This is a genomic window from Maritimimonas sp. 2405UD52-3 (assembly GCF_056591715.1).
Genome location: NZ_JBWQOL010000004.1, coordinates 358,109 through 372,039 on the forward strand (window position 1 = coordinate 358,109; position 13,931 = coordinate 372,039).

The following is a 13,931-nucleotide window of genomic DNA, read 5'->3' on the forward strand; positions in this document are numbered from 1 at the left end:
AATTAGTTTGATTTAAAATAACCTTTCATAATACCTCTTTGTGAATTCTTAAAGAATTCAAGAATTTCATCTCTTTCAGGCGTTGCAGCCATTTCAGCTTCTATGATAGAGGCAGCCTGTGTGTTATTATAACTTTTCTGATAAAGAATTCTATAAATATTTTGAATTTCACGTATTTTCTCGGCGGAGAACCCTCTTCTTCGTAATCCAACTGAGTTTATTCCTACATAAGACAATGGCTCCCTAGCTGCTTTCACAAATGGTGGTACATCCTTTCTTACCAGTGAACCTCCCGTTACAAAAGCGTGATTTCCAACAGACGCAAATTGGTGTACGGCTACCATCCCCGCCAATACTACATTGTCACCAATGGTTACATGACCAGCTAATGTAGAGTTGTTAGAAAATATACAACTATCACCAACAATACAATCATGAGCCACATGACAATACGCCATAATTAGGCAATTGTCACCAATAACCGTTTTCATTCTATCAGTTGTTCCTTTATTAATGGTTACACATTCTCGTATGGTTACATTATTACCAATTTCTACGGTTGTATTTTCATCATTATACTTTAAATCTTGAGGAATTGCTGAAATAACAGCCCCTGGAAACACCTTGCAATTTTTTCCAATTCGTGCACCTTCCATAATGGTAACATTAGAACCAATCCAAGTACCATCACCAATAACTACGTTACTATGAATGGTTGCAAAGGGTTCTATAACTACATTACGAGCTATTTTCGCTTCTGGGTGTACATATGCTAATGGTTGATTCATTTAGTTGTTTTTAACTTTTACAATTTGTGCCATAATTTCAGCTTCAGATACCAGTCTTCCGTTAGCATAAGTATGTGCCTGCATCTGGCAAATTCCTCGTCGAATAGGTGACATAAGGTCTAACTTAAAAATTAGAGTATCTCCAGGCACTACTTGATGTTTATAGCGTACATTGTCAATTTTCAAAAGATAGGTAAGATAATTTTCAGGATCTGGCACCGTACTTAGCACCAAAATCCCTCCTGTTTGTGCCATTGCTTCTATCTGCAAAACACCTGGCATAACTGGAGCTCCAGGAAAGTGCCCAACAAAAAAGGGCTCGTTCATAGTTACGTTTTTAATACCAATTACATGCTGATCAGATAGTTCTAATATTCTATCAACCAAAAGAAAAGGAGGTCTATGAGGTAACATTTCCATGATCTGATTGATATCTTTAACTGGTTTGGCATGTAAATCAACTTCAGGTACATAATTTCTGCGTTCCTGTTTAATGATTTTTTGAAGCTTTTTTGCAAACTGGGTGTTCACAAAATGTCCTGGTTTATTTGCTATAACCTTACCTTTTATTTTTGTACCAATTAAAGCTAGGTCACCAACTACATCTAATAGTTTATGTCTGGCGGCTTCATTAGGCCAATGCAATGTTAAGTTATCTAAAATACCGTTTGGTTTTACCTTTACATCTTCCTTTTTGAAAGCAACTCTTAGTTTTTCCATAGTATCATTAGATAATTTCTTATCTACATAAACAATGGCATTATTAAGATCTCCACCTTTAATAAGATTGTTATCAAGTAGCATTTCTATCTCATGCAAAAAACTAAATGTTCTTGCTGCAGAAATTTGCTCTTTAAAATCTGAAATATGTTCTAGAGTTGCGTTCTGAGTGCCTAATACCTTCGTACCAAAATCAACCATTGTAGTTACTTGGTATTCTTCAGAGGGCATTACAATAATCTCACTTCCTGTGGCTTCATCTTTATAAGAAATTACATCTTTAACCACGTATTCTTCAACATCAGCTTCCTGTTCCTGGATACCAGCATTCTCTAATGCCTCTATAAAAAATTTAGAAGAACCGTCCATAATTGGCGGTTCAGGAGCATTCATCTCCATAATGATATTATCAATCCCCAGGCCAACTACTGCAGCTAGCACATGCTCAGAAGTATGAATTTTAACTCCATTTTTCTCTAAGTTAGTTCCTCGTTGTGTGTCTGTAACATAGTCTGCTCTAGCCTCAATAACAGGATTTCCCTCTAAGTCTGTTCTAATAAAAGAGTACCCGTTATTTTCTGGTGCTGGTTTAAATGTTAATTTAACTTCAGTACCTGTATGCAATCCAACCCCAGAAAGAGAAATTTCTTTTTGAATGGTTCTCTGTTTAATCATTATTATCTTTTTGGTTTTTTAACTTTTTCTCTAGCTTATGAACTTTATCAGCAAGTCTTGATAAATTTTTGAAGTGCACATAAGACTTATTGTAGTCTGCGTATGGTAATGCCGGACTTCCTTGCACAGTGGCACCATCCTTTAGGTTTCTTCCTATACCTGACTGTGCTTGAATTCGTACATTATCACCTATAGTGATATGCCCAACAATACCTACCTGCCCTCCTATCTGACAATTTTTGCCAATTTTGGTAGAACCAGCAATTCCTGTTTGAGCAGCTATCACTGTGTTCTGACCTACTTCTACATTATGTGCAATTTGTATTTGATTATCTAATTTTACTCCTTTACGGATAATCGTTGAACCAAGTGTAGCTCTGTCAATAGTGGTACCTGATCCTATATCAACGTGATCCTCAATAATTACATTACCAGTTTGAGGGATTTTATCATAACCTCCTTCTTCATTAGGTGCAAAACCAAATCCGTCGCAGCCTATTATTACACCAGAGTGTATAGTACATCCTTTTCCTATTTGCGATTCAGAATAGATCTTTGCACCAGCAAAAACAGTAGTATTATTTCCTATCGTAACATTATCACCTATATAAGCATTAGGATAAATCTTTACATCATTTCCAATTGTTACATTATTTCCTATATAGGTAAAAGCACCTAAATAAATATTTGTGCCAATAACTGCTGAATCACTAATGAAGTTTGGTTCCTCAACACCAGACTTATTCAATTTTACCTGATTGTAGAATTCCAGTAATTTGGAAAAGGCTTTGTAAGAATCTTCTACCTTTATCAAGGTAGTGTCTATTGTCTTTTCAGGAATGAAAGTTTTATTGACAATCGCTATGGATGCATTTGTAGTATAAAGAAACGAAGTGTATTTGGGATTTGATAAAAATGTTAAAGAGCCTTTTTCACCTTCTTCAATTTTTGATAGTTTATATACTTCTTCATTGGGGTTTCCATCTATTTCACCTTCAAGTATATCCGAGATTTGTTGCGCCGTGAATTTCATTCCTGCAAAAGTAAAAAAAAATCTTACTCCTTTATGAAAACAAATTATTTAGGGTAATATAGGAAATACTTAGTTACAGGTTTAGTTAATGATTCCAAATTTAGGTGATCTGAAATGGAAATAATATCAACAACTTTTTTGCCTTTTAACTTAATATTGACTGGGTACTTTTCTTTGTTATAGGCCTGATTTTCAACTATGCCTTGATGTATAAAATAGTCTACACTAAGCTCCGAATCAATTGATTTGAGCTTTAGCTGCACATCATTTATTTTTTCATTTGTAAATGGCCGATTTTGAACAATGATCTTTGGCAATCTTCTGTTAATAATAGATATACATAGTTCTGAAAGGGTTCTGTCGGAATGTGTCATCCAATTTTTTATAGAACTAATAATATCATAATCATCTAGTTTTGAAAAAGCAATTAAGGTATTTTCTTCGAAGTGAGTAAATTCGTTATTTAAAAAGAAGTTCAAATTTTCGCTAACTGATAAATCCTGGTTCTCAACTGAAAGTTCCTTTGCCCTTTTCAAAATATTAACCAAAATATGTTCAGCTGCCAAACTTGTTTTATGTAAATATACCATCCAATACATCAATCTGCGTGCAACAATAAATTTTTCAACAGAGTAAATACCTTTTTTATCAACTACCAAATTGTCATTCACCACATTTAGCATTGTAATAATACGCTCTGAGTTAATATTGCCCTCAGTAACGCCACAATAAAAACTATCTCTTTTCAAATAATCTAACCTGTCAATATCAAGCTGACTTGCTATAAGCTGATTAAAAAATGGTCGTTCATATTCACCTCTAAACATGCTAATGGCCAAAGCTAGTTTCCCATCAAATTCTGAGTTTAAAACCTCCATGAACTTTAATGAAATAGATTCATGATGAATATTACTAACAATACTATGCTCTAGCGTATGAGAAAATGGACCATGGCCAATGTCATGCAGTAAAATAGCAACTTGTAAAGCTTCAGCTTCATGTTTAGAAATTTTTACTTTTTTAGCTTTTAAAGAGTGAATTGCTTTTTGCATTAAAAAGAGACATCCTAAAGCGTGCTCAAAACGTGTGTGATGTGCCCCAGGATACACTAAATATGACAACCCCATCTGTGAAATTCGCCTTAATCGCTGAAAATAAGGGTGTTCTATAATATCAAAAATTAATGGGCTTTGAATTGGAATAAATCCGTAAATTGGGTCGTTAAAAATTTTTAGTTTTTTCAAAAAATACCGTTTGATAACTGTAACAAAAATAGACCTTTAATTTAATTGACATAAGAAAACTCCTACTATATGAGCCAAATGAAAATACTTTGGGTTGATGATGAAATTGAATTATTAAAACCACATCTTTTATTTTTAGAAAAGAAAAATTACAATGTAACCACGTGTAATAATGGTGCTGAAGCAGTTGAAACAATAGATGATGAAAATTATGATATTGTTTTTCTTGATGAAAATATGCCGGGGCTTTCTGGTATAGAAACACTGGCAGAAATTAAAACTAAGATTCCAAATCTTCCTGTGGTGATGATCACTAAAAGTGAGGAAGAATATATCATGGAGGAAGCTATTGGTTCTAAAATAGCTGATTATCTTATAAAGCCAGTTAATCCAAATCAAATATTACTTACATTAAAGAAAACCTTAGACCATTCTAGACTAGTTTCTGAGAAGACAACTACAAATTATCAGCAAGAATTTAGAAAGATCTCTATGGATTTAGCTATGGTAAATTCTTTTGAGGAGTGGATAGATTTGTACAAAAAATTAATTCATTGGGAAATCCAGTTAGAGTCAATTTCTGATGCAGGTATGACCGAAATTTTGGAAAGCCAGAAAAACGAAGCGAACTCGCAATTCTTTAAATTTATTGAGAAAAATTATCAAGGTTGGTTTCATGGCGAAGACAAACCTGTACTCTCACATACTTTATTTAAAGATATCATTTCACCCGAATTAAGTAAGGATCAAGGCACACTTCTTATAGTAATTGACAACTTAAGATATGATCAGTTAAGAGTCTTAGAACCAATAATTAATGAATATTATAAAAAAGAGGAAGAAATTTCTTTTTATAGCATCTTGCCCACTGCTACTCAATATGCGCGAAATGCCATATTTTCAGGATTGATGCCATCTGAAATGGAAAAGCAATTTCCTAATTATTGGAAAAACGATACTGATGAAGGAGGTAAAAATTTATTTGAAAATGAATTCTTAGCAGCACAGATCAGGCGACTTGGTTTAGGGATCAATCATGAATATTATAAGATTACAAACTTAACTAAGGGCAGAGAGCTAGCTCAAAACTTCGCAGGTATAAAAAATAATGATCTCACGGTTGTGGTTTACAATTTTGTAGACATGCTTTCGCATTCACGTACGGAAATGGATATGATTAAAGAACTGGCTGGTGATGATAAAGCTTATAGGTCATTAACTCTGAGTTGGTTTAAGAATTCCCCTTTATTAGAAATGATTCAAAAAGGACAACAAATGGGACTTAAACTGATTATTACTACCGATCATGGAACCATCAATACTAAGCGTCCGTCTAAAGTAATAGGAGAGAAAAATATTAGTTCTAATCTTCGGTATAAAACTGGTAGAAGTCTAACTTATACAGATAAGGAAGTATATGCAGTGAAGAACCCTAAAGATATCTTTCTACCATCTTTACATATGAGTAGCTCTTTTGTTTTTGCTAAAGAAGATTATTTTTTTGCGTATCCTAACAATTATAATCACTACGTTAAGTATTATAAAAATACATATCAGCATGGTGGCATATCTCTTGAAGAGATGATTATACCTTGCGTGATTATGCAGCCTAAATAATTTATTGATATCTCATTAAAATCTCGCCAAATAATTAACATATTGTTGAAATTTGTTATCGATTTTTCTGAATTCTATACTAATTTTTAGTAATAAATTCTACAACTTTGTCCTTTCAAAATTTGAACTCTTATGAAAAAGCATAATTTTAGTGCAGGCCCATGTATTTTGCCACAAGGGGTATTTCAAAAAGCTTCTGAAGCAGTCCTTAATTTTAATAATAGTAATCTTTCTATACTTGAAATTTCACATAGAAGTAAAGATTTTGTTGCTGTTATGGAAAAAGCCAGAAGTCTTGCCTTAGAACTATTAGATCTTGAAGATAAAGGATATTCAGCTTTATTTTTACAAGGTGGTGCTAGCTTAGAATTTTTAATGACCCCTTACAATTTGATGAAAATTGGTGGCAAAGGAGCTTATTTAGATACTGGAGCGTGGAGTTCAAAAGCAATTAAGGAAGCAAAATTGTTTGGTGAAGTTGAAGTTATTGCTTCCTCTAAGGATAAGAACTATTCATATATACCAAAAGGCTATAGTGTTCCAAATGATGCTGATTATTTACATCTTACAAGTAATAATACAATTTTTGGAACACAGTTAAAAACATTTAATAAAGGAAATACGCTGCTAGCTTGCGATATGAGCTCAGATATTTTCTCACGAAAATTAGATTTCTCGCAATTTGATCTTATTTATGCAGGGGCGCAAAAAAATATGGGGCCAGCAGGTACTGCTCTGGTAATTGTTAAAGAAGATATATTAGGTAAAACCAGAAGAGAAATTCCTTCAATGTTAGACTATCAAGTACATATCTCAAAAGATAGCATGTTTCATACACCTTCAGTATTTCCTGTATATGTTTCAATGTTAACATTACAATGGTTAAAAGACCTTGGCGGACTGGAGGCTATTGAGAAAATAAATAATGAAAAAGCAAACTTACTTTACAATGAAATAGATAGTAATGATTTGTTTAGTGGAGTTGCAGAAAAAGAAGATAGATCAACCATGAATGTTACATTTACTCTTAATGATGAAAGCTTAAAGGAAAAGTTTGATACTGCCTGGCAAGCTGTTGGTATTAGCGGTTTAAATGGTCATCGATCAGTGGGTGGTTATAGAGCTAGTATTTATAATGCTATGCCACTTGAGAGTGTAAAAGTATTAGTTGATGTAATGCAGAATTTTAATAAATAATAATCCCAATGAAGATATTAGCAAATGACGGAATAGCAACTACGGGTGTAGATGCTCTTGAAAATGCCGGTTTTGAAGTAATCTTAACCAAAGTAGCGCAAGAACAATTAGTAGACTATATAAATAAAAACAGCATAGATGTAATTTTAGTGCGCAGTGCTACAAAGGTTAGAAAAGATATTATAGATGCTTGCCCATCTATTAAAATTATTGGACGTGGTGGTGTTGGTATGGATAATATAGATGTTGATTACGCCAAAAGCAAAGGCATTAAAGTGATTAACACCCCGGCAGCTTCATCTCACTCTGTTGCTGAATTGGTATTTGCGCACCTTTTCGGGATGGTTCGTTTCTTACATGATTCTAACAGAAATATGCCCTTAGAAGGTGATTCTAAATTCAAAGACCTTAAAAAAGCCTATGCCAAAGGTGTTGAATTAAAAGGAAAAACACTAGGAGTTTTAGGCTTTGGAAGAATTGGTCAAGCTACTGCAAAAGTAGCCTTAGGTATTGGTATGAAAGTCATTGCTTTTGATCCATTTATTGATAATGCAACTCTTGAACTAGATTTTTTTGATGGTCAAAAATTGGCCTTTGATATTCAAACAATATCTAAAGAGGATGTTTTGAAACAAAGTGATTTTATAACTCTACATGTTCCTGCCCAAGATAAATATGTTATTTCTACTGAAGAATTTAATATGATGAAAGACGGGGCTGGTATTGTAAATGCCGCTCGCGGCGGAGTTATTGATGAAGTAGCTTTAGTAGAAGCTTTAAAAAGCGGAAAAATTTCTAAAGCTGCACTAGATGTTTTTGAAAATGAACCTAATCCTGAGATTCAATTGTTAATGAATCCTGATATTTCGTTAACGCCACATATAGGTGCCGCTACAGGTGAAGCTCAGAATAGAATAGGCACAGAATTAGCTGATCAAATTATTGATATTTTAAAGTAGACAGCGTGGCCATAGTTAAGCCTTTTAAAGCAGTGCGTGCTACTAGAGATAAGGCAGCTTTGGTTTCTTCAAAATCCTATGAAGCATATACACCACAAGAATTAGGCGCTAAGCTCGATTTTAATCCGTTTACTTTTTTACACATTATAAATCCTGGCTATAAATATCATCAGGAAGTATTGGGTAAAGAGCGATTTAAATTAGTTCGCAATCGCTATGGAGAATTTAAGGAAAATAAGATCTTCATAAAAGACCAAGAACCTGCTTTTTACATTTATAAAAAAATAGTTGACTCAGCTATTTTTTGTGGAATTATTGCTGCTACAACTGTAGAAGATTATAATAATAATGTAATTAAAAAGCACGAGGGTACTATTAAAACTAGGGAGAAACTATTTCAGCAGTATCTTAAAATAGTTGGTTTTAATGCAGAACCTGTGCTTCTCACCTATCCTGACAACAACACTATTCAAAAAATAGTTGAAAATTATTTAATACAACACCCTGAATATGAATTTACCACCACTGATAAAAACACGCATTATCTATGGTTGGTAACAGATACTAAAGATATTCAAACTATAAGTGATGCTTTTGCTGAAATGAATTCGCTTTATATTGCAGATGGGCACCATCGTTCTTCTTCTTCGTGCCTGTTGGCTGAACAGTTCAAAAATGAAAATAAAAAGCATACAGGCAAAGAACCTTATAATTTTTTTATGAGTTACCTGATTCCTGAATCCCATTTAAAGATCTCAGAGTTTAATAGGTTAGTAAAAGATTTAAACGGACTCTCAAAAGAGGAATTTTTAATACAATTAGATGAATGGTACCGTATTGAAAACAAAGGCCAACAATTGTATCGTCCGTCAAAAGAACATCATTTCAGCATGTACCTAGATGGCGAATATTACTCGCTGTACTTGAGAAAATCAATTTATAATTTTACAGATGCACTCAGTATGTTAGACACTGAAATACTGTATAGAACAGTTTTAAAACCTATATTAGGAATTAAAAATTTACGTAAAAGTAAGCGGATTCATTATTCACATGGTAAGAATGATGTCTTTAAATTAAAAGAAAAGGTAGATACAGGAGAATATAAGGTTGCATTTGGTTTAGTTCCTGTTACTATTAACCAATTAAAAGCGGTTGCCGATGCTAATTTGCAAATGCCACCTAAGAGTACGTATATTGAACCTAAATTGCGTAGTGGATTAACCATCTATGAGTTTTAATTATGAGTATTGCGGACAATTTAAAGCATATTAAGTCAACACTCCCTGAAAGTGTAACGCTGGTAGCCGTATCAAAGACAAAACCTGCTGCTACTATTCATGAAGCATATAACGCCGGGCAGCGCCATTTTGGTGAAAATAAGATTCAGGAAATGGTTGAAAAGTATGAGCAATTACCCAAAGATATAAAATGGCATATGATTGGTCATTTACAGCGAAATAAGGTCAAGTATATGGCAAGTTTTGTGCATTTAATTCATGGTGTTGACAGTTTTAAAACCCTAAAAGAAATTGACAAACAAGCCAAAAAATATGACCGTATAATTGATTGCTTATTGCAAGCCCGTATTGCGCAAGAAGAAACCAAGTTTGGACTTCCATTTTCAGAAATTGAATCAATTCTCAATTCAAAAGAATTTCAGGAGTTAGAAAATGTAAATGTTGTTGGTTTAATGGCCATGGCGAGTTTTACCACTAGCAATGAACAAATAAAAAACGAGTTCAGTTCATTAAATACCTTCTTTAAAAAACTCAAAACTCAAAACTCAAAACTCAAAACTTTAAGCATAGGTATGAGTGGCGATTATCCATTAGCCATTGAGAATAGCAGTACTATGGTACGAGTAGGAAGCGCTATCTTTGGTGCCAGAAACTATACAAACTAAAACGCATTTTTATGAAAATTCTACTCATTGGTGGTAAAGGTACTATTGGCCGTAAAGTAGCCGCACACCTCTCAAAAAATCATGATATTCTTATAGCTGGTAGAACCTCTGGTGATGTACAAGTAAATATTTCAGATTCAGATTCTATCAAACAGATGTTTGAACAAGTAGGCGAAGTAGATGCCGTTATATGCGCTGCGGGTGAGGCCAAATGGGCTTCTTTTAATGAACTTTCTGAAGAGGATTTTTATATTGGTTTGAAAAGTAAATTAATGGGGCAAGTAAATCTTGTGAGGATTGGTAAAGACCATATTAAAAAAGGTGGAAGCATCACCCTTACTACTGGTATTTTAGCCGATGATCCTGTACTCTTAACTTCAAGTGCTGCTATGGTGAATGGCGCTATTCACAGTTTTGTAAAAGCGGTGGCATTAGAATTAGAAAATGTTCGAGTAAATGTAGTGTCTTCAGGATTGGTAGAGGACGCGGTTGAGAAATATCAAGACTATTTCCCTGGTCATAATGCCATACCAATGAATAAAGTAGTAAATGCATACGCCAGAAGCATTCAAGGCTGGGATCATGGCAAGATCATTCGTATTTATGAATAACAAAGAATGTTTCAGAAGAAATTCATATGCCTATCAATAAATTAGTTCAAATTATATTCGGCAGAATACTTTTAAATTATGCAGGAGCCATTGTGAGGTGGGTATACGGCAGTATTTGGAGAACCATTTTTAATAAGCCTAAATTTACTTTTCAAGAATATGTATATGGACCAAAAGGCTCTACAGATTCTTTTGATACTATTGGGCATACATTTAATAATAAAATTATCGGGGGTATTTTTCTTGCAATACTAATTCCAATTTTGGCATGGGTGTTCTCCTAGTATATCTTTTCTTATATTTAATCTTATTAAAAACATCATATGAAACGAAGAATGTTGTTAGGTGTAATTGGGCTTAGCCCTCTGGCTTTATTAGCTTCTAAATTACCAAGTATAGATAATCCAATTGTAGAGAATCTTATTAAACGATGGAAAAAATCTAAGGAGTATACATTGGCCGTGTTTGATACTATACCGAATGATCAGATAGAGTATAGTCCTACTGATGAGCAAATGAGCTATATACAGCATTTTATGCACATTGGTTTTACCAATAATGCTTTTATAGGCATATTAGTAGATTCAAAAACCTATCCTGATTTTCAAGCCATGATGAAAGCCAATTTCTTTATTGATCGCCCTGACCCAATTAATCTTTTTCAACCCGATAGTTTACAAAAAAGAGAGTCAGGAGAAAATAAAGCACTCGTAAAAAAATATGTAAATGATACTTTTGATTATGTCATTTCAAGTTTGGATAAAATTAGTGATGATGAATTAACTAAAGGTGTTGATAAAGAAAAACCGTGGTATTTAGAAGGGCACTCCAACCTAGACCTTATTTTACGCGCCGAAAATCACACGGCACATCACAGAGCTCAAGCTATTGGCTATTTACGTATGCTTGGTATTCAACCTCCTGGATATTCAAAAAATAATACTTTTTAAGATTTTAAAGTTTAGAATAATGAAAAACACCATTCTTATACTTTTTCTTTTATATTGCTTAACCGGATGTGAAAATCAGAAATTGACACATCAAGAAACAGTCACTAAATATTATAAAGCTAGAGATGCAGCAGATTATAATGAATTAAAAACTGTAATAAACGATAGTATAACTATTATAGCAGGAGATTTTGTTATGCCTTACACGCTTAAGAGTTTTTATGAGCAGTTTAAATGGGATTCCGTCTTTCAACCATCATATAAAATAGTAAGGCTAAAGGAAAAAGAAAATCAGATAATCGTTTCTATTGCTATTAGTTCTATTCGGCATGCATTTTTAAAAAATAATTCTATGATTTGTGACTATAAAATCTCTTTTAATGCCGAAAAAATCTCAAAAATTGAAGAGTTAGAATGTGAAAATGTTGATTGGAAAGTATGGACAAAAGAGGTAGATTCATTAGTTAACTGGATACAAAAAAATCATCCTCAGTTTGATGGTTTTGTTAATGATATGACAATGAATGGCGTGATAAATTATTTAAAAGCAATTGAATTATATAAATCAGATAAAAGGACACATAAATAAAATTTAAAAAAATGAAAAGTAAAATTACCCTTCTGGTCTTAGGCCTTGTAATGCTGTTTTATGGTTGCCAAGAAAACAGGTCTTCTGGTGATTCACAAATTAAAAAAGGTATGATTAAAGTAACGATACTCTATCCTAATGGTGAAGGAAAAACATTTGATATGGATTATTATTCTAAAAAACATATGCCAATGTTATCAGATATATTTGGTGATGATTTAAAGAAATATGAAATAGACAAGGGAATTTCTGGTCGCACTCCAGATGAACCAATTCCGTATTTAGCTATAGGGTACTTGTATTTTAATGATCTTTCAACATATCAAAGTTTATTTGGCCCAAATGCCCAAAAAATTGTAGGAGACATTCCTAACTACACAAATATTGAACCTGTTGTTCAAATTAGTGAGGTCTTTAAAGATCATTAAAATATTAAGAATCAAAAAAAGGAACTAAAATTCCTGTTATCCCGAAATTCAGGTGTATTAATAGGAATATTTAGTCATTATATAACAAGATGGAACCCATTCCAGCTAAAGCTGTCCAAAATTGCTATGCTTTGTTTTGCAAAACCCCACCCTTTTGGACATGGATTCCATCGACCCTGCTAAACTAAATTGCTGATCCGCTTACGCTACAATATGAAAAAACTGATTCTGATAACAATAATCACTCTTACTTTTATTAATTGTGCTGACGAAAAAGAGTGTGCGAATTTTAGAACTGGAGAATTTCGATATGTTGACAAAAATATGCCTGAAAGAATTATTCGAAATGATTCTATGCAAATTGAGATAAACCCAAAAACTGGTGCTGAAGTTTATACATCCATAGAATGGATTTCTGATTGTCAATACACTTTAACTTTCGAGAAGATTCTTAATCATCCAAATGACGTTCAATATATGATTGGAAAAAAAGCCTTTGTCGATGTGATAAACACCAATGCGGACAAATACTCTGTTTATGTGAAAATGGATGACGTTCGTCAATTATTGGAATTTAAAAAAGTAAAGTGAAGTTGAATAAAATACAGTTGCCAACAATGGCTATAATCCATTGCCACTTCTCTACTCTTTTAAAATTTATTACTTTTAGTCGGCTGATTCACGAGTGGACAATTCCTACAGAATTATCCACAACGAAATCATAGCCGAGACCGTTGTGTACAATATTGGAAAACCCAAAATGAGGTATCTTAAGCTAACTACATTACTAATTCTCACTTTGAGCTGTCAATCTGAAAAAAGTATGGAAGAACATCAGAAAAAAATAATCGAAAACTATGTAGATTCTTACAACAATTTTGACGTTAATGGAATGACAAAAAATATGAATGAGAATATTCTATTTGAGAATATCTCAAATGGAAACGTGGATTTAAGAACCGAAGGGCTGAATGAATTTAAAAAACAAGCAGAATCTGCAAAGCAATATTTTAAGCAAAGAAAGCAAACTATAACTTCATGGGAATTTAACAATTCGAAAGTTTCGATTGAAATTGATTATAGAGCAATTCTGGCTGTTGATTTACCAAACGGAATGAAGTCTGGAGATACTTTGGAATTAAAAGGGAAATCGGAATTTGAATTTGAAAACGGTCGAATCAAAAGTATTGCTGACAAAAGTTAATACAGCACCC

16 protein-coding genes are annotated in these 13,931 nt (G+C 33.2%); 12 read left to right on the forward strand and 4 right to left on the reverse strand.

Features of this window, described 5'->3' with window-relative positions; translation table 11 throughout:
• Positions 1-2 precede the first annotated feature (2 nt).
• From lpxA to AC1EU5_RS11830, 4 genes are read right to left on the reverse strand one after another with little or no spacing between them, the layout of a single operon-like run.
• Positions 3-788: an acyl-ACP--UDP-N-acetylglucosamine O-acyltransferase gene (lpxA, locus tag AC1EU5_RS11815; RefSeq protein WP_480192596.1), complete on the reverse strand. Its 786-nt coding sequence runs from the start codon at positions 786-788 to the stop codon at positions 3-5.
• Entirely contained in the window at positions 789-2,183 is a 1,395-nt protein-coding gene (locus AC1EU5_RS11820) for a bifunctional UDP-3-O-[3-hydroxymyristoyl] N-acetylglucosamine deacetylase/3-hydroxyacyl-ACP dehydratase (protein WP_480192597.1), read from the reverse strand.
• Positions 2,176-3,216 (reverse strand): UDP-3-O-(3-hydroxymyristoyl)glucosamine N-acyltransferase, encoded by a 1,041-nt coding sequence (lpxD, locus tag AC1EU5_RS11825; RefSeq protein ID WP_480192598.1) that lies wholly within the window; start codon positions 3,214-3,216, stop codon positions 2,176-2,178. Before lpxD ends, AC1EU5_RS11820 begins: the two co-directional genes overlap by 8 nt.
• 44 nt (positions 3,217-3,260) lie before the next feature.
• Entirely contained in the window at positions 3,261-4,460 is a 1,200-nt protein-coding gene (locus AC1EU5_RS11830; RefSeq protein WP_480192599.1) for an HD domain-containing protein, read from the reverse strand.
• A gap of 69 nt (positions 4,461-4,529) precedes the next feature.
• Between AC1EU5_RS11830 and porX the strand changes: the two genes are divergently transcribed.
• The 12 genes from porX (at position 4,530) to AC1EU5_RS11890 (ending at position 13,921) form a co-directional block, all read left to right on the forward strand.
• Positions 4,530-6,077 (forward strand): T9SS response regulator signal transducer PorX, encoded by a 1,548-nt coding sequence (gene porX / locus AC1EU5_RS11835; RefSeq protein ID WP_480192600.1) that lies wholly within the window; start codon positions 4,530-4,532, stop codon positions 6,075-6,077.
• 132 nt (positions 6,078-6,209) lie between these two features.
• A complete protein-coding gene (gene serC / locus AC1EU5_RS11840; protein WP_480192601.1) occupies positions 6,210-7,274 on the forward strand; it encodes a 3-phosphoserine/phosphohydroxythreonine transaminase in 1,065 nt (354 codons plus the stop codon).
• Between the two features lie 8 nt (positions 7,275-7,282).
• The gene (locus AC1EU5_RS11845) at positions 7,283-8,233 is read left to right on the forward strand and encodes a D-2-hydroxyacid dehydrogenase (RefSeq protein ID WP_480192602.1); all 951 of its coding nucleotides are present in this window, start codon (positions 7,283-7,285) and stop codon (positions 8,231-8,233) included.
• A 5-nt stretch (positions 8,234-8,238) separates the two neighbouring features.
• Positions 8,239-9,474, forward strand: coding sequence for a DUF1015 domain-containing protein (locus tag AC1EU5_RS11850; RefSeq protein ID WP_480192603.1), 1,236 nt, complete (start codon positions 8,239-8,241; stop codon positions 9,472-9,474).
• A gap of 2 nt (positions 9,475-9,476) precedes the next feature.
• The gene (locus tag AC1EU5_RS11855; RefSeq protein WP_480192604.1) at positions 9,477-10,139 is read left to right on the forward strand and encodes a YggS family pyridoxal phosphate-dependent enzyme; all 663 of its coding nucleotides are present in this window, start codon (positions 9,477-9,479) and stop codon (positions 10,137-10,139) included.
• 11 nt (positions 10,140-10,150) lie between these two features.
• Positions 10,151-10,750, forward strand: a complete 600-nt coding sequence (locus AC1EU5_RS11860; protein WP_480192605.1) for a short chain dehydrogenase — start codon at positions 10,151-10,153, stop codon at positions 10,748-10,750.
• Positions 10,751-10,776: 26 nt separating this feature from the next.
• Positions 10,777-11,034, forward strand: coding sequence for a hypothetical protein (locus tag AC1EU5_RS11865; RefSeq protein WP_480192606.1), 258 nt, complete (start codon positions 10,777-10,779; stop codon positions 11,032-11,034).
• A gap of 39 nt (positions 11,035-11,073) precedes the next feature.
• Positions 11,074-11,700, forward strand: a complete 627-nt coding sequence (locus AC1EU5_RS11870) for a DinB family protein (RefSeq protein ID WP_480192607.1) — start codon at positions 11,074-11,076, stop codon at positions 11,698-11,700.
• A gap of 19 nt (positions 11,701-11,719) precedes the next feature.
• Positions 11,720-12,289, forward strand: coding sequence for a hypothetical protein (locus tag AC1EU5_RS11875; RefSeq protein WP_480192608.1), 570 nt, complete (start codon positions 11,720-11,722; stop codon positions 12,287-12,289).
• Between the two features lie 11 nt (positions 12,290-12,300).
• Positions 12,301-12,717 carry an EthD family reductase gene (locus AC1EU5_RS11880; RefSeq protein ID WP_480192609.1) on the forward strand — a complete coding sequence of 139 codons (417 nt, stop codon included), beginning with the start codon at positions 12,301-12,303 and terminating at the stop codon, positions 12,715-12,717.
• Positions 12,718-12,930: 213 nt separating this feature from the next.
• Positions 12,931-13,308: a hypothetical protein gene (locus AC1EU5_RS11885; protein WP_480192610.1), complete on the forward strand. Its 378-nt coding sequence runs from the start codon at positions 12,931-12,933 to the stop codon at positions 13,306-13,308.
• Positions 13,309-13,540: 232 nt separating this feature from the next.
• On the forward strand, positions 13,541-13,921 hold the full coding sequence (locus AC1EU5_RS11890) for a nuclear transport factor 2 family protein (protein WP_480192611.1): 381 nt from the start codon (positions 13,541-13,543) through the stop codon (positions 13,919-13,921).
• Positions 13,922-13,931: the final 10 nt, after the last annotated feature.